10 protein-coding genes are annotated in these 16,327 nt (G+C 70.5%); 1 reads left to right on the top strand and 9 read right to left on the bottom strand.

Features of this window, described 5'->3' with window-relative positions; translation table 11 throughout:
• Positions 1-31: 31 nt before the first annotated feature.
• Positions 32-3,598, top strand: a complete 3,567-nt coding sequence (mfd, locus tag OZ403_RS05180; protein ID WP_268783621.1) for a transcription-repair coupling factor — start codon at positions 32-34, stop codon at positions 3,596-3,598.
• 79 nt (positions 3,599-3,677) lie between these two features.
• On the opposite strand, the gene argE is transcribed toward mfd, so the two are convergent.
• The 9 genes from argE to OZ403_RS05135 all read right to left on the bottom strand — a co-directional run bounded on the left by argE (position 3,678) and on the right by OZ403_RS05135 (position 16,318).
• The gene (gene argE / locus OZ403_RS05175; protein ID WP_140787843.1) at positions 3,678-4,820 is read right to left on the bottom strand and encodes an acetylornithine deacetylase; all 1,143 of its coding nucleotides are present in this window, start codon (positions 4,818-4,820) and stop codon (positions 3,678-3,680) included.
• 74 nt (positions 4,821-4,894) lie between these two features.
• A complete protein-coding gene (locus OZ403_RS05170; RefSeq protein WP_442929757.1) occupies positions 4,895-6,439 on the bottom strand; it encodes a hypothetical protein in 1,545 nt (514 codons plus the stop codon).
• Between the two features lie 73 nt (positions 6,440-6,512).
• Positions 6,513-7,901, bottom strand: a complete 1,389-nt coding sequence (gene hutF / locus OZ403_RS05165; protein ID WP_140873381.1) for a formimidoylglutamate deiminase — start codon at positions 7,899-7,901, stop codon at positions 6,513-6,515.
• Between the two features lie 67 nt (positions 7,902-7,968).
• Entirely contained in the window at positions 7,969-9,453 is a 1,485-nt protein-coding gene (locus OZ403_RS05160) for an erythromycin esterase family protein (protein ID WP_140797357.1), read from the bottom strand.
• Between the two features lie 78 nt (positions 9,454-9,531).
• The gene (locus tag OZ403_RS05155) at positions 9,532-10,017 is read right to left on the bottom strand and encodes a ferritin-like domain-containing protein (protein ID WP_140787837.1); all 486 of its coding nucleotides are present in this window, start codon (positions 10,015-10,017) and stop codon (positions 9,532-9,534) included.
• 121 nt (positions 10,018-10,138) lie between these two features.
• Positions 10,139-10,450 (bottom strand): hypothetical protein, encoded by a 312-nt coding sequence (locus OZ403_RS05150; RefSeq protein WP_140787835.1) that lies wholly within the window; start codon positions 10,448-10,450, stop codon positions 10,139-10,141.
• An 81-nt stretch (positions 10,451-10,531) separates the two neighbouring features.
• Positions 10,532-10,942: a hypothetical protein gene (locus tag OZ403_RS05145; protein WP_140787833.1), complete on the bottom strand. Its 411-nt coding sequence runs from the start codon at positions 10,940-10,942 to the stop codon at positions 10,532-10,534.
• A gap of 76 nt (positions 10,943-11,018) precedes the next feature.
• Positions 11,019-14,756 carry an FG-GAP-like repeat-containing protein gene (locus tag OZ403_RS05140; RefSeq protein WP_268783620.1) on the bottom strand — a complete coding sequence of 1,246 codons (3,738 nt, stop codon included), beginning with the start codon at positions 14,754-14,756 and terminating at the stop codon, positions 11,019-11,021.
• 32 nt (positions 14,757-14,788) lie between these two features.
• A complete protein-coding gene (locus tag OZ403_RS05135; protein ID WP_268783619.1) occupies positions 14,789-16,318 on the bottom strand; it encodes a hypothetical protein in 1,530 nt (509 codons plus the stop codon).
• Between the last annotated feature and the right edge of the window lie 9 nt (positions 16,319-16,327).

Below are 16,327 nucleotides of genomic sequence, written 5' to 3'. Positions count from 1 at the left end.
CTAATTACCCCGGGGCCCTCAGGGTCCACTCATGGACACTCCCTTTACACAGACGCAGGACGGCGGCGCGGCGGGTGACCCCTTCGCCCAGGTGGTTGACGGACTTCGGGCGGGGCAGCGCGTCCGGACGCAGGGGCTCAAGGGGGCCGCGCGCGGGCATGTGCTCGCCCGCCTGCATGGCGCGCTGAAAGCGCCGCTGGTCTGCGTGGCGGTGGACGAGGAAGCCGCCGACGCGCTCGCCGCCGACCTGTCCTTCTTCCTGGGCGGCCAAGGCAGCCTGCTGGCGCCGCGCGTGCTGCGGCTGCCCGCGGACGAGGTGCTGCCCTACGACGAGGTGTCTCCCGACGCGGCCGCCGTCACGGAGCGGCTGGGCGCCCTCTTCCACCTGGGCCAGGGCACGCGCTTCCCCGCGCTGGTGCTGTCCGTGCGCGCCCTGCACCGCAAGGTGCTGCCGCTGTCGGTGATGCGCGCGCTGGCCGCGCGGGTGGCCGTGGGTCAGGACTTCGACCGCGACTCGCTGGCGCGCCGGCTGGTGCACATGGGCTACCAGAACAGCCCCTTGGTGGAGGACGTGGGCACGTTCAGCGTGCGCGGCGACCTGCTGGATGTCTTCAGCCCCCTCTACGACAAGCCCGTCCGCCTGGAGTTCTTCGGCGACACCATCGAGTCCATCCGCGCCTTCGACCCGCAATCCCAGCGCACGGTGGACGCGCTGAAGGAAGTGGACCTGGTCCCCGCGCGAGAGGTCCTGCTCACCGACGAGACGCGCCCGCGCGCCGAGTCCGCCGCCCGCGCGGTGGCTGACCGCATCAACCTGCCCACCATCAAGCTGCGCGAGCAGTTGGACGCCCTGCGCGAGGGCCTGCCCGGCTTCGGAATGGAGGGCCTGCTGCCCGGCTTCTTCGAGGGCGGGCTGTCCACGGTGTTCGACTTCCTGCGCGTCTGGATCCCCGAGGCGCCCGTCATCTATCTGGACGACCCGCTGGGCCAGGACCGCGCGGCGGACACGCTGTGGGAGGAACTGGAGCGCTCGCACACCGCGGCCGAGGCACGGCAGGAGCTCATCTGTCCGCCGCTGGAGCACTTCCTCTCCCGTGAGGACGTGAACCAGCGGATGCAGTCCTTCCGCGTGCTGGAAGGCGGTGGCCTGTCGCTGGCGCAGACAGAGCGCCCACCGGTGCACTTCAGCTTCGGCGGCACCCAGGACCTGCGTGAGGCCATCCTGGCGCACCACGGTGAAGAGGGCGCGCTGTCCCCGCTGGTGGAGCGGCTGGAGCGCTGGCGCGAGCTGCGCGTGGCCTGCGTGGTGGCGTGCGGCACGCTGAGCCAGGCGGACCGGCTGAAGCGGCTGCTGATGGACCGCAACGTGGTGGTGAAGGTCCACACGGAGCCGCTGGAGGACGCGGTGACGCTGTACGAGCCGTCCATCCGCGCGCACCTCTTCACGGGCGAGGTGAGCCACGGCTTCGTGGATGGGCCGGGCGGGCTCGCGGTGCTGGCGGACGAGGAGATTTTCGGCGTGCGCGCGCGCCGGCGTCCCAAGCGCAGCAAGAAGCTGGACGCGTTCGGCTCCGGCTTCGGGGACCTGAAGGAAGGCGACCTCATCGTCCATACCGACTTCGGTATCGGCCGCTATGCGGGCCTGACGAAGATGGAGGTCAACGGCGTGCCCGGGGACTTCCTCGTCCTGGAGTACGCGGGCCGGGACAAAATCTACCTGCCGGTGGGCCGCATGCGGCTCATCCAGAAGTTCTCCGGCGGCGACCCCACCCAGGTGCAGCTGGACAAGCTGGGCACCACGAGCTGGGAGAAGACGAAGAAGCGCGTCAAGGAGCAGCTGCTCAAGATGGCGGCGGAGCTCCTCCAGATTGCCGCCGCGCGCAAGGCGCACCCCGGCCATGCCTTCAGCGCGCCGGACCGGTACTTCGCCCAGTTCGAAGCGGACTTCGAGTTCGAGGAGACGCCGGACCAGGCCAAGGCGATTGAGGACGTGCTGGCGGACATGCAGAAGCCGGAGCCCATGGACCGGCTCGTCTGCGGCGACGTCGGCTACGGCAAGACGGAGGTGGCCATGCGGGCCGCCTTCAAGGCCGCGCTGGACCGCAAGCAGGTGGCGGTGCTGGTGCCCACCACCGTGCTGGCGCAGCAGCACTTCCTCTCCTTCAAGAGGCGCTTCGCGGACTACCCCGTCACGGTGGAGGTCATCTCCGGGATGAAGAAGGCACCGGAGGTGCGGGAAATCCTCAAGCGCGCCAAGGAGGGCAAGGTCGACATCCTCATCGGCACGCACAAGCTGCTGGGCGGCGAGGTGGCCTTCAAGGAACTGGGCCTGATGATTGTCGACGAGGAGCAGCGCTTCGGCGTGAAGCAGAAGGAGTCGCTGAAGAAGTGGCGCTCCCAGATTGACGTGCTCACGCTGACGGCCACGCCCATTCCCCGCACGCTGCACATGAGCATGTCGGGCGTGCGCGACATGAGCATCATCGCCACGCCGCCGCAGGACCGCCGGGCCATCCGCACCTTCGTGATGAAGTACGAGGACACGGTGGTGAAGGAGGCGATTGAGCGCGAGGTGGCGCGCGGCGGACAGGTGTTCTTCGTCCACAACCGCGTGGAGTCGCTGCCCTCCATCGAGACGCAGCTGCGCGCGCTGGTTCCCCAGGTCAGCATCGGCGTGGCCCACGGGCAGATGGGCGAAGGGCAGCTGGAGAAGGTGATGCTCGCCTTCACGGAGAAGAAGTACCAGGTGCTGCTGTGCACCAGCATCATCGAGAGTGGCATCGACATCTCCAGCGCCAACACGATGATTGTGAACCGGGCGGACCAGTTCGGCCTGGCGCAGCTCTATCAACTCCGTGGCCGCGTTGGCCGCTCCAAGGAGCGCGCGTATGCGTACCTGCTGGTGCCGTCGCGGCGCGCGGTGACGAAGGACGCGCAACGGCGCCTGGAGGTGCTCCAGAACTTCACCGAGCTGGGCGCGGGCTTCTCCATCGCCAGTCATGACCTGGAGATTCGCGGCGCGGGCAACCTGCTGGGCGACAAGCAGTCGGGCGCGATCGCCGAGATTGGCTTCGACATGTACGCGCAGCTCCTGGAGGAAGCCGTCGCGGAGATGCAGGGCCAGCCGCCCAAGGTGCAGATCGAGCCGGACGTCACGCTGCCCATGCCGGCGCTCATCCCGGACGACTACGTCAGCGACGTCCACCAGCGGCTCGTCTTCTACAAGCGCTTCAGCCAGGCCAGCCACCCGGACGAAGTCACGGACCTGCGCGCCGAGCTGGTGGACCGGTACGGCGAAGCCCCGGACGAGGTGGACCACCTGTCCGAGCTGACGCTGCTGAAAATCGACATGCGCGACCTGCGCCTGCGCGGGCTGGAGGTGGGCACCACCCGGCTGGTGGTGACGCTAGGCGCGGACGCGCTGCTGGATGGCCCCAAGGTGGCGGGGCTGGTTCAGCGCTCCAAGGGCGTCTACCGCCTCACGCCAGACATGAAGCTCATCGCCCGCGCGCCACAGGGCGCCAGTGGCCATGACCTCATCGCCGAGGCCAAGAAGGTGCTGAGGGATTTGAGCCACTGCGCACTGCCGCAGGCGTAGGCGCTGACCTCGGCGGCCGTTCCGCCGCCGAGGCCGTGCGCTGAGGCGTGTGCTTCCGCCCAAGCGCAGTCACTCAGGCTCAGCGCCCGCCACAGAAGTGGGCCACGGCGCGAGCCAGGACGGCCTCGCAGCGCACCAGGTCTTCCACGGGCACGTATTCGCCCGTCTGGTGCGCCACGCGGATGTCGCCGGGGCCGAACACCACCGCCTCCGCGCCCAGCTCCGTCATCTGCGGCGCCTCCGTCCCGAAGGACACCGTCTCCGGCGCGTTGCCGCTGGCCTCCGCGAGGAAGCGCACTACCTCCGCGTCCGCCCGCGTATTCACACCCCGGTCCGTGCGCACCACGCGAATCTGCGCCTCGAAGGCGGGCTCATCCCGCACCAACTCCTGGCGGATGGTCTCCAGCAACTGCGACACACGCTCCGGCGGCTGCCCGGGAATGGGCCGCCACTCCACGACGAAGCGGCAGGCACCGGGGATGACGTTCTTCGCCTTGCCGCCCTGGATGACGCCCACGTTCACGGTGGTGAAGGGCGGCTGGAAGCCCTCGTCGAGGTCCTCGCGCAGCACCGTCAGCGCCAGGTGCTCCAGGCGCTGGAGGAAGCGGCCCGCGCGGAAGATGGCCGACGCGCCCGAGTCCGGGTACGCGCTGTGCCCTTCCTTCCCCCGCACCTCCACCTCCGCCAGGCAGTAGCCCTTGTTGGCGCGCACCGGAATGAGGCGCGTGGGCTCGCCGACAATCGCGTGCCGCGCGCGGCCCAGTCCCGCCTCCACCAGCTTCTTCGCGCCCGTCAGACCGACTTCCTCGTCCGCGGTGAGGACCACCATCAGCGGGGCCTTCAACTGCTCGGCGTTCAGCGCCGCGTGCAGCGCGCAGGCGATGAAGCCCTTGGTGTCACACGCGCCGCGTGCGTAGAGCCGCCCGTCCTTCTCCGTCAGCCGCAGCGCGTCCGTCCAGGCCGCGTCAAACGGCACGCAGTCGGAGTGCCCCACCAGGGCCAGCGCGGCGCGGCCGGAGCCGGAACCGCCCTTCACCGCGACGAGGTTCACCTTCTCCACGCCCGCGTCGTCCAGGAACTTCTGGCGCTCCGCGCTGAAGCCCGCGGCCTCCAGGCGCGCCTGCGCATAGTCGATGAGCGGAGCGTTGGGACGGAAGGACGTGGTGTCCATCGCCACCAACTCCGTCAGGTTGGCCCGCAGCGCGGGCAGCGTGTCACTCATGGGTAAGACCTCCGGGGACGGGTCATGCCACGGCACGCCAGCCCCCGGAAGGCCCTTCCCTCCCCCATGTCGACTCAGCGAACGGACGCCACCTGGGGCTCGGCCTCCTCCAGCGGAGACAGCGAGTTATCCCCCGCCCCAGGCCGTCCCAGGCCCTTGTGCACCGCGGGCGCCGCCGCGTTCACCGCACCCACGTAGAAGACACCGTGGTAGCCGTCATCGTTCGTTCCGCCCCACGTGTGCACGAAGAAGCGGTCTCCGTTGTCCCGCCCCTTCGCGTCACGCACGCCGCAATCCAGCCGGTCCTTCGCGCCCTTGCGGTCCACCGCGCAAATCCACGCCGAGCCACTGGCGTAGGCCATGTCCAGCGCCACCACGCTGTCGAGTTCGTCCTTCAGCAACAGTCCCATCGGCTTGAAGGACTTGTCCCACGGCAGCCCCTTCTTCGTGCGCGTGTGGATGTTGCCGGACAGGACGATGTGGAAGCGCCCCGGGCCCGACTCCACGTGGTGCCGAACCGTCGCCGCCATCGCATTCTCCCTCGCCTGCCCCTGCATCGTCGGGTGGTCGAAGACGAACACATCCACATCCAGCCCGCGCGAGCGCAGCTGGCGCAGTTGCTCCAGCATGTTCGCCACCGCCTCGCTGCTGCGGCCGTCCGGGTACGGGCTGCGCCAGAACGGCGCCTCCATCAGCTTCAGCCAGTCATCCTCCGCCCCTGCGCTCTCCAGGAACGCCCCCACGCGCGTCTGGCTCTCCAGCGGCAGCTCCAGCCCCACAGTCACCGGCATACCGGCCACCGCCGCCTGGCACGACGCCTGCGCCACGAAACGCGGCACCTCCTGTGTACCGTGCATCTCCCCCAGCAGCAGCGCCCCACCCGGCTTTACCTGCTCGCCCAACCCCAGGATGGGCAGGCCACATTCAAAGGCCATGGCCACCGCGCCTGCGTTCGCACTGGACGTCGTCGCCACCTGCACCGGCTTGGGCGCGTTCTCTTCCTTCATCAGCTTGGGCGCGATGGAGCGGAACACCCGCCACTCCATGACGAGGTCCCGCGAGCCCTGACCCGAACCCGCGTAGAAGGAGTTCTCTCCCTGGGGCGCGGCGAGGCGGGCCTCCCAGTCCTCCACGCTGAGCATGGGGTCCACCGTTCCCCCCCCTGTCGACTCCAACAGACTGTTTGTCCCCGCGGTCGCTTGCCGTTCGGAGAGACCCCCTCTTGTGAGGCCACGGCCCGGCCCCCAATCAATCTCCCGACCCGGAGGACTCAACGCGGTGCTGGAGCTCTTGGTGATGCGGATGATCCACAGCTTGCTCTTCGTCGGCGTCTCGCGCTTTCCCAGCACCATGTACCGGTGCCAGAAGCTCGAAATCTTCGAACCGCCGAACTCCTGGCGCCAGTCCGTCTCCAGCACCAGGCTCCCCTTGTCCTCCTTGAAGGGCAGCTTGTTCTCCGTGAAGAACTGCCGCACCTCGGGCCAGACTTCTTCCAGGGGCCGCTCGTAGATGGCCTCGCCATCCGGGATGAACAAGTCACTGTAGGTGCTTCCCTGCCGGGCCGCGCAGCCCACCTGGAAGCACATCAACGTCACCACCGCGAACCACTTCGCGCGCATCGGCCCCTCCGGGAATGAACTCCCGGGGGTGAACGCGCCGCGCCCCAATGCCATATCGGAGGAGGACTGCCGCTCAGGCGTACAGCGCGCGAGACAACACCTGGAACGCGCGGCCACTCTCCTCCGCGAGCGCATGCCGGCCTTCACGGACGACCTCGCGTCCGCCCACCACCACATCGCGCACCGCCGCCTTCTCCGCGCCCAACACGATGGCGGGCAACAGCGATGCGGGCAAGGCGCCCACGAGCGACGGATGGTGCAGGTCCACCGTGAAGAAGTCCGCGGGCGCGCCCGCCTCCAGGGCGCCAGTGACGAGCCCCAGGCTCCGCGCGCCGTCCACGGTGGCCATGTCCAGCAGCCGCGCCGCCAGCCCATCCATGGCGCCCCCGCCCGGGTCCAGCACGGCGCGCCGCAGCCGAGCCAGCCGCAGGTGCCCTTCCAGTTGTCGCGCCTCATCCAGCAGGTCCACCGTGGCCTGGCTGTCCGAGCCCAGGCTGATGCGCGCGCCCGCCTTCACCAGCGCATCCGCGGGAACGATGCCGTCGCCCAGGTTCCGCTCCGTGGAAGGACACGCGCACACCGTGGCCTCGGCCCGGCCCAGCAGCGACACCTCGTCGTCCGTCAGGTGCACCCCATGAACCGCCGTGAAGCCGGGCCCCAGCAGGCCCAGGTCCGCCAGCAACTCCACCGGCCTGCGGCCATGCTCCGCCAGACACGCCTCGATTTCCTTCGGCTGCTCCGCCACGTGCATGTGGACAGGCAGGCTCCGCACGGACGAACCCGCGAGCGCCGCCAGCCACTCCCGAGTCACCGCGCGCACGCTGTGCGGCGCGAGCCCCACGCTGACCGCCGCGTCGGAGCACATCTCCCGGGCCAGCGCCTCCGCCGACCCCAGGAACGTCTCCACGTCCGGGTCGATGAAGCGGCGCTGCCGCGGATTCGCCGCCACGCCGAAGCCCGCACGGGCGTACCCCACGCGCAGCAGACAGATGCGCAGCCCCACGTCCCGCGCGGCGCGAATCACCGCGTGCGCCAACGTGTTGCGGTCCGCGTACGGCGTCCCGTCGGCCTGGTGATGGACGTAGTGGAACTCCCCCACGGTGGTGATGCCCGCGAGCGCCATCTCCACGAAGGCCTGCCGCGATGCGACGTAGAGGTCCTCGGGACTCAGCGACTCGGCGGCGCGGTACATCGCCTCGCGCCAGCTCCAGAAGTCGTCCGCCTCCCGGCCCGATGCCACGTACTCCGTACGCCCGCGGATGAGCCGCTGGAACGCGTGGGAGTGTCCGTTGACGAGCCCCGGCAACAAGGCCCTTCCCGGCAGCGCGACGGTGCGCGCGCCCGCGGGTACGGATTCCGGGGCCAGGATGCGGCCGTCGGCGCTCACCGCGAGGCCGCGCCCTTCGTGGAACCGGCCGCCCGTGTAGAGGAGCTCCGGCTGATAGACGGTGATGTCGCTCACGCCGGCAACTTACGCCAGCGCCACGGGGCGCGCAGCAGCCGCAACGCGCCCCGTGAGATGCCAGACGTCAGTGGAACGCGAGCGTCGGAGTCCGGTCTTCCGTCGGAACACCCGAGTTGTCTCCCCCACCCGGACGTCCCAGCCCCTTGTGCGCCGCCGGCGCCGACGCGCTCACCGGCCCCACGTAGAAGACACCGTGGTAGCCGTCGCCATTGGTGCCCCCCCACGTGTGCAGGAAGAAGCGGTCGCCGTTGTCCCGGCCCTTCGCCTCGCGGATGCCGCAGGCCAGCCGGTCCTTCACGCCCTTGCTGTCCACCGCGCAAATCCACGCCGACCCGCTGTTGTACGCCATGTCCAGCGCCACCACGCTGTCGAGTTCGTCCTTCAGCAGCAGCCCCATGGGCTTGAACGACTTGTCCCACGGCAGGCCCTTCTTCGTGCGCGAGTGGATGTTGCCCGACAGGATGACGTGGAAGCGCCCCGGGCCCGACTCCACCTGGTGCCGGACCGTGGCCGCCATCGCGTCCTCGCGCGCCTGCCCCTGGGCCTTCGGGTGGTCGAAGACGAAGATGTCCACGTCCAGTCCGCGCGAGCGCAGCTGACGCAGCTGCTCCAACATGTTCGCCACCGCCTCGCTGCTGCGGCCATCCGGATACGGGCTGCGCCAGAAGGGCGCCTCCATCAGCTTCAGCCAGTCATCTTCCGTCCCCGCGCTGTCCAGGAAGGTGTCCACCCGCGTCTGGCTCTCCAGCGGCAGCTCCAGTCCCACCGTCACCGGCGTACCGGCCACCGCCGCCTGGCAGGACGCCTGCGCGATGAAGCGCGGCACTTCCTGCGTGCCGTGCATCTCCCCCAGCAGCAGCACCGCGCCCGGCTTCACCTGCTTGCCCAGGCCCAGAATCGGCAGGCCGCATTCGAAGTCCGTGGCCGCCGCGCCCCCCTGCGCGTTGGGCGCCATCGCCACCTTCACCGGCTTGGGCGCGTTCTCCTCCTTCATCAACTTGGGGGAGATGGAGCGGAACACCCGCCACTCCATGACGAGGTCGCGAGAGCCCTGTCCCGACTCCGCGAAGAAGGAGTTCTCCCCCACCGGCGCGTCCAGGTACTCCTCGAAGTCTTCGGGAGAGAGCCCCGGAACAGCGGCGTCGCCCCCCGCGTTGCCGGCGGCCCGGGACACACCCCAGTCCAGCTCACGGCCGGGCGGGGCCAGCGCCTTGTTGCGGCTCTTGGTGATGCGGATGATCCACAGCTTGCTCTGGGTGGGAGACTCGCGCTTGCCCATCACCATGTAGCGGTGGAAGAAGCCGGACACCTTCGAGCCACCGAACTCCTGGCGCCAGTCCGTCTCCAGCACCATGCTGCCCCGGTCCTCGCGGAAGGGCAGGTTGGCTTCGGTGAAGTACTGGCGCACCTCCGGCCACATCTCCTCCACCGGCCGTTCGTAGATGGCCTCCCCATCTGGGATGAAGAGGTCGCTATAGGTGCTGCCCTGATGGGCACAGCCCGTCATCAGGCCCGCCAACACAACCGCCGCGTAGACCACCGAGCGCATTTGTCCCGTCTCCTCGTCAAGCCCCAGCGGGAGCGTAAACGAGGACCGGGCCCCGGCATATCGGCCCGGCAGGGCGGCTCAGGCGGGGGCTTCGGAGCCTTCCTCGGAGGTAGCGCGTGCCCGCTCCCAGGGACGCGTCCGGACGGCTTCGCGAATCCACATCACGTGGCGCCGCTCGTCCTCCCGGTGCTTTTCGATCAGCGCCCGGACCTCGGGGCGCCAGTCGAAGCGCAGGGCGACGTCGTAGGCGCGGTTGGAGAACTCCTCGTTGCCAAGCATGGCCACCAGCGCGGCCTCGGTGCCCATCATGCTGGACATCGCCGTCAGGCCCACCATCGCCGTTCCCTTGAGGTCCAGGCGCAGCTCCAGCGGCGTCCCCCCCGCCTCGTGGATGAGGGCGTTCAAGTCCTGTACGTGCCGGACGTGGTCGATTCGGAATCCATTGAGCCGCTCGCGGACCAACGGTTCCGGAATCCGGGCCAGGGCCGCGTCGTAGGCACCCACGGCATCCGCGTCGAGCTGGGCCAGGCTGCGCAGCCGGGCCACTTCCGATTTGTCGGCCATGTCGAACTCCTGCGCTAAGGGGCTCTGGCAATGTGAGAAGGCTGTTCCCGCAAACCAACCCACCTCCTGGACGCGCTGCCTGCCCGCCCCTGGGGCAGGCGGACAGCCAGGTCCCAGGTCCTCAGGCGTGCACGGCGTCAGAGGGCGCGCGGTGCTGGGTGGCGTGCTTCCTTCGCGCGGCCCGGCGGTGCTTGAGGACAATCACGGCCCCCAGCACCGCGCTCAACAGCATCAGCGCGTTCGTCACCACGAAGACCCAGTTGCCGACCTTCCAACTGTAGAGCGTGAACCCCACGGAGGCCGTCATCTGCCCCACGAAGAGCCACTTGGACACACCCTCGCTCGAGCCTGACCTCCACTGCTTGTGCACCTGGACAGCAATGGTCAACAGCAGGACGAATGAACTGAACCAACCCAGGGCTTCGGCCCCCATGCACCCTCCTGGCCACAGACGATGTGCATGCGCCCCGCCGTGCGCAGCACGCCCGTCACCCCACCGGACCGCCCACCGTGCTCAGCCCGTCCGCGCCGCCGCCTCGCGGTGTTGCGCAATCCACGCCCGCGCCTCCTCGACCGAGTCCACGTAGGCCGTGTCGAGCCGCGTCCCGCCGCTCAGCATGGCGCCCACCATGAGGCTCTTGGTGGTGGCCTTCTGCTCCATCGCCGCGCCGATGTAGACGACGCCCAGGAACCAGCCCGCCTTCGCGTGGTCCACCAGGTAGCGGCGTGACTCCGGACTGAGGTGCGAGTCGGTGATGTCCGCGGCCAGGTAGAAGCGCTGCGCGTCCGCCATCTCCCGGTACACGCCACACGACCAGACCGACGTCTCCAGGGTGATGGCGCCCCGGAAGCGCGCCCAGAGGATGTCCGGCGCCTCGAACCACGCTTGCTGCTCGCCGTGACGCCACTCCCGGTTCAGGCTCATGGGCCTCCCACGCTGAGACAGGCGCCAGGATAGCCCCGGCCCCAGCGTGGACCCAACAGCCTCCCGGTGCGTACCGTCAGAAGCCGAGCGGCAACACGAAGGCCGTGCCGTTCTGCGTTCCCGTCCGGTAGCTGCGCGGCGCACCGATGACGAGCATGGGCGGCGAGCTGCCACTGCCCGGCATCATCGACATCGCCTGCCCCAGCGCCGAGCGCTCCGAGCCATCTCCCACCACCATGAGGAACGGTGAAAGCGCGCCCTGCTGGCCAACCCCGCCAGCATAGAGAAACACCGCGCCACCGCCGTCGGACGCCTCGGAGGCGCCCGGCGCGCTCACCAGCAGGTCGGGGATGTTGTCGCCCGTGAGGTCCGTGCCGCCCACCAGCCGCGAGCCGAAGTTCACCGCGCGGTGGCGGTGGACCAGGACAACGGGGTTGAGTCCGTCGCCCAGCGCGCCCACCACCAGCGGAGAGCCCGCGGACTGGAGCGCCTGCATCTTGTTCACCAGCACCGTCTTGTCGAAGAGCAGCACCACCGGCTGCGTCACGCCGTTGAAGGGCACGCTGGTGGCGCTGATGGCCACGAAGTCGCGCGTGTCGCCCAGGAACCGGCCCGCTCGCGTCATGCTCAGGCCCAGGCCCATGTTGGTGAGCTGCACCTCGCTGTCACCGGCGATGCGCCACACGGTGGCCGTCCTGCGCCCGCCGCAGCGCGTGCCGCCCGCGTCGAAGCCCAGCAGGATGGCCACGCCTGACCGCGCCCCTTCCGCGTAGCGCCAGGCCAGCTCGTCACAGCCGTCGCCGTTGAGGTCTCCCAGCGACGTCGGCGCGGACGTTTGAATGTCCATGGACGGCATCGTGTAGACGGACTCACACACCATGCTCAGCTTCGCCAGCGACGCGTCCTCGGGCGCGCGGCCCAGGAACACCTCCATGCCGTCGTTGCGCAGCAGGCCCACGTCCCCACGGCCATCGCCGTTCAAATCGAACCCGCCCACCACGCCGCGCCCGATACCGGTGCGCCGGCAGAGGGCCTCCGGCTCCAACGTGCAGTCCGCGATGACGTTCGTCGCGAACAGCCGGTATGCCGGCTTGAAGCTCCCATCCGCCTGCCCCAGCGAGACCAGCGCGCCGCCCACCGACTGGGTGCCACTGGTGACACACGCGGCGGGCACCGACGTGTACGTGTTGTTGAGCTCGTTGTTCGAGGCCGTGGTGCCCGTGCCCGGCACGTAGAAGTTGGACGCGCCCACCACCAGGTCGGGACGCCCGTCGCCGTTGAAGTCGGAGAAGGCCACGTCCACGCCCACGTTGCGGCCCGCCTGGTGCGGCGAGGGCAGGCCCTCCTCCACCACGGTGGCCTGCGTGGGCGCCGTCACGTCGTGCACGTAGGCACGGCCAATGGCCAGGGCGTTGCCGTCATTGCTGGTGCCAGGGCCGGACCAGCCCGGCGCTCCCGTGAGCACCAGCGGACGGCCCTGCGGGCCTTGAGCAATCGCCACCGCCTCACCGAAGCGCTCCACGCTCGGCTTCGCCGGCACCCGGACGCTGGTGCGCGTCCACTCCGTCACCGACGCGCCCTGTCGGTGGTACAGCTCCACGCTGCCGGTGAAGGCCCCCTGCTCCGACGAGGACCGGCCCGCGAAGGCCACCAGTGACGGGTTCGCCGCGGGGCCCCAGGTCGCCAGGCCCGAGCCCAGCGTGTCCGACACCGCCGTCCCGTTGATGACCGTCAGCGGCCGGTTGAGGACGCTGCCCTGCGTGAGCGTGGACAGGGGATAGACAAGAATCTTGCCGCTCCAGCGCAGCGTGCCGGTCCCCACGCCCGAAGGCGCGGATGAATAGGGCGCGCCCAGGAGGAGCTCCAGGCCCGGCTCGCCATCGACGTCCATCACCGCCCAGCTCCGACCCGCGTTGATGCCGCTGGCCTCGCCGTAGATGCGGGCGAAGGCCGCCTCGCGCGCCACCTGGGGCGGCCGGTTGGCGGGCTCGCCCGTGGCGGAGTAGCCCGTCAAATCGAACAGCAGCGCACCGCCCGAATCACTGCCGGACTGCAGTCCTCCGCTCGAGCGCAGGTCCGGCGAGTCCGCCCGGTCCGCCACCGCCAGCAGCAGCGGCGGCCGCGTGCCCTCGGCGGGGATGACGCCCAGCCGCCACGTGCCCTCGTTGCTGTCCGCCGTGTTGGCCGGCAGCACGTACACGTCCGGCGAGGCCCGGAAGCGCGCGCCTTCCGCGCGTGCCAGGAAGACGGAGATGGCCATCTGCGCGCCCGACACCGCTCCGGACGCGTTGTACCGGGACACCCGGCTCAGCGCCGCCAGGTCCACCAGGCCGTCCCCGTTGAGGTCGCCCGTCACCAGCGCGCGGCCCAACTCGGTGTTGCTGCGCGACACCAGGGCGCCGTCCTGCGTCAAATCCCAGCCGCCCAGCCGCACCGTCGGCAGGTCCGGCACCGGCGAGCTCCGCGTCGACGCGTAGATGTCCACCGTGCCGCGGTTGCGGATGGCGTTGGTGGGGGCCAGGTCGCCCAGCGGTGAGCCCACCACCACGTCCAGGTCGCCGTCGCCCTCGAAGTCCGCGATGGCCATGCCCGAGCCGAACGCCGCGTTGCGGAGCAGGCCGGTGAGCTGCTGACGCAGCGGCGCCGGCGCCCCACTTCGGAAGGTGTAGAGGTACACCGCGCCGGCGTTGGTGACGGCCACGTCCGCGCCCGGCGAGGACACCAGCAGCTCCGCGCGCCCGTCCCCATCCAGGTCGCCCGCAGCCAGCGCGTCACCGAACTGCGCCGTCTCCGTGGTGCCGGTGAGCACCCACGTGGGCTCCGCCGGCAGGCCGCCGCTGCCGCCCTTGAAGATGAACACGGCGCCGCCCGACGGCTGGTCCAGGTCGCTCTCGCGCTGCCCCACCGCCAGGTCCAGGTGGCCGTCACCGTCGAAGTCCGCCGTCACCAGGGTGGCCACGTCGGACAGACGGCCGTGCGGCAGTCCCGGCCGCGTCAGCTCGTCCAGCACGCGCACCGACACCCGCGCCGTGTCCCCGGTGAAGGGGTCTGCCGCGTTGAGCACCGCCACGCCGATGGCGCCGGGCTCGACGTTCAGCCGGCCGCCCGCCAGCGTCCCGGGGCCGGACTCCTTCGTCCAGTTCACCCGGTCACTGCCACCGCGCGTGGCCAGCGGCACGGACGAACCCGAGGGCACGGCGAGGAAGGCCGGCGCTCCGGTCAGCCGGGCATTGGTGCGGACCTCGTACTGGAGCACCGCCTCGTCCCCCGACTGGGTGTCGCGCACGGTGATGACGTCCAGGCCCTCACGCGTGCCGGCCGTGTAGAGGCCACCAGGTGACAGCGTGGCGCCGGAGCCGTCGGCCGACAGCAGGTACATGGCCGAGCCCAGCACGCCGTCCGTCGCCACCTGGAAGGAGGTGCCCGGCCTCAGCTCCGCGCGGACAGGCGCGACGTTGAACGTCGCCGCCACGTTGACCTGCGTGGTGGCGCTCACGCCCGGACAGCGCGCGTCCTCCACCACCAGCGTGTCCGTGCCCGGCGTGCGCCCCGCCAGGAAGCGGCTGCCCACCAGCGCACCCGAGGAGCCTCCCGGCTCCAGCAGGTAGGTGTAATGGCCGCTGCCACCGGTGGCCACCAGGGCCACGGGGCTCGACACACGCACGCGCGCGGGCTGCGCGGTGAGCGTCAGCGCGGCCAGCCCCGTGCACTGGTCCGTCTGGTGAGGCTGCGCCACGCGCGCGGGCGCGGGCTCATCCGAGCAGGCCGCGGCGAGGAGCGCGAGGAGGGGGGCCGCGCGGGTCAGTCGGGTCATGTCAGGTACCTCGGGGGAGACTGCGCGTTGCTTCAGGGCCTGGCGCCAGAGGAGGCCCAGCGCTGGATGCGGGAGATGAGCTCGGGGTCCATGGGACCGTCGGCGGGCATCCGCTGGTCTCTCACAGCGGCGGTGATGATGGGCGCGTTGGCCCGCCACAGCTCATAGCTGTCGAGCGAGCGCGCCGCGCTGGCGTTGTTGTGGCAGTTGCGGCACCGCGCCTCGTGGATGGGGCGGATGTCCTTGTCCCAGCTCAGCGGACCCGACGCCAGGGGCGCGTAGTCGAACGGCACCGAGCGCTGCGCCTCCGAACCATCCGAGTAGCGCGCCACCACCGACAGGACGTAGCGGCCGGCCTCCAGCGACGCGAAGGAGTAGGCGCGGTGCGTCCCGTCGGCCTCCAGGCCGCCCAGGCTGTAGTCCGGCCCCTCCGTGGGAATCTCCGAGTTGCCCAGCTTGTAGACGACGCGCTCGGGCGCTCCGCCCGGCGGCATCACCGCGCGCACCACCAGGCCGTCGTTCACCAACTGCATGCCCTGGTAGAGCCCCCGGAGGCGCGGCACCAGCACGTGGCTCAGCGCGGCGGACACCCCGCCCTGCTGCACCCACACACTGCCGCTTTCATCCGCGGCGAGGAAATGGAAGTCCCCGGCGCCGACGTCCGTGGCCGCGCGCCAGACGTTCGCGTCCGCGTCGTACTGGAGCAACGAGCCGCCCGTCTTCGCCCACAGGAAGCGGCCCGAGGCGATCAACTTCTGCGGCTGCTGCGGCAGCTCCACGCGGCGCCAGCCGTCCCTGCCCCGGCGCAGCAGGCCCTGGTTGGTGAGCGCCCACAGCTCACCAGAGGTGCCCACCGCGGGCCCGATTCCGGCCAGCGCTTGCAGCGACTCGCCTTCGGCCAGGGGCGCGCTCGTGGTGTGCACCCGGTAGTGGGTGGTGCTGAGGGCCACCGCGACGCTCAGCCCGCCGTCGTGCAGGAACCACACGCCGGGCAGGTTCTCCGGTGAGGGCGCCGCCGCCAGCGAGGTGATGGCCTTCACCGACGCGCCGTCCACCTTCAGCTCCGCCAGCGTGCCTTCCTGCAGGCGGAACAGGCCGCGCGTGTGCGCCAGCCACACCGCGCCGTCCGCGGACTGCGCGGTGGCGATGACGCCCTGCCCCAGCGCGTCCCGCCAGGGCGGCGCGATGAGCCACCCCGACTCCGCCATGAAGAGCCCGTTCTGCGTCTCCACCAGGGCGCTGTGAGGCCCCAGCCGGAAGACGCCGAGGGTGCCGCCCGCCGCCACCTCATTGTCCGGGTGCGGCTCCAGCGCCCCGTACGTGCCGTCCAGCCGCAGCCGGACGAGCTCGCGCGAGGCGGTGGCGAAGACACCCCCGCCCGCCTGGTCCGCGAAGGCTGAGACGGGTGCCAGGGCGGTGATGGCCGGGACCTGGACCGGCTGGAAGGGCGCCGGCTCGGGCTTGTCGAGCGGAAGCGAACTGTCCTCCCCGCATGCCCCCAGGACCACGAGCGAGAGCAGCGAGAGGACGGCGGAGGCGGAAGCCCTCGGATGGATGCGCATTCGAAATGG

Source organism: Myxococcus sp. NMCA1, from assembly GCF_026810205.1.
GTDB lineage: Bacteria > Myxococcota > Myxococcia > Myxococcales > Myxococcaceae > Myxococcus > Myxococcus xanthus_A.
This window is presented reverse-complemented; position numbering and strand designations above follow the sequence as displayed.

Coding starts and splice junctions, on each gene's coding strand:
- mfd (WP_268783621.1), top strand. CDS start 32: ATGGACACTCCCTTTACACAGACGCAGGACGGCGGCGCGGCGGGTGAC.
- argE (WP_140787843.1), bottom strand. CDS start 4,820: ATGAGTGACACGCTGCCCGCGCTGCGGGCCAACCTGACGGAGTTGGTG.
- OZ403_RS05170 (WP_442929757.1), bottom strand. CDS start 6,439: ATGCGCGCGAAGTGGTTCGCGGTGGTGACGTTGATGTGCTTCCAGGTG.
- OZ403_RS05160 (WP_140797357.1), bottom strand. CDS start 9,453: ATGCGCTCGGTGGTCTACGCGGCGGTTGTGTTGGCGGGCCTGATGACG.
- OZ403_RS05155 (WP_140787837.1), bottom strand. CDS start 10,017: ATGGCCGACAAATCGGAAGTGGCCCGGCTGCGCAGCCTGGCCCAGCTC.
- OZ403_RS05150 (WP_140787835.1), bottom strand. CDS start 10,450: ATGGGGGCCGAAGCCCTGGGTTGGTTCAGTTCATTCGTCCTGCTGTTG.
- OZ403_RS05145 (WP_140787833.1), bottom strand. CDS start 10,942: ATGAGCCTGAACCGGGAGTGGCGTCACGGCGAGCAGCAAGCGTGGTTC.
- OZ403_RS05140 (WP_268783620.1), bottom strand. CDS start 14,756: ATGACCCGACTGACCCGCGCGGCCCCCCTCCTCGCGCTCCTCGCCGCG.
- OZ403_RS05135 (WP_268783619.1), bottom strand. CDS start 16,318: ATGCGCATCCATCCGAGGGCTTCCGCCTCCGCCGTCCTCTCGCTGCTC.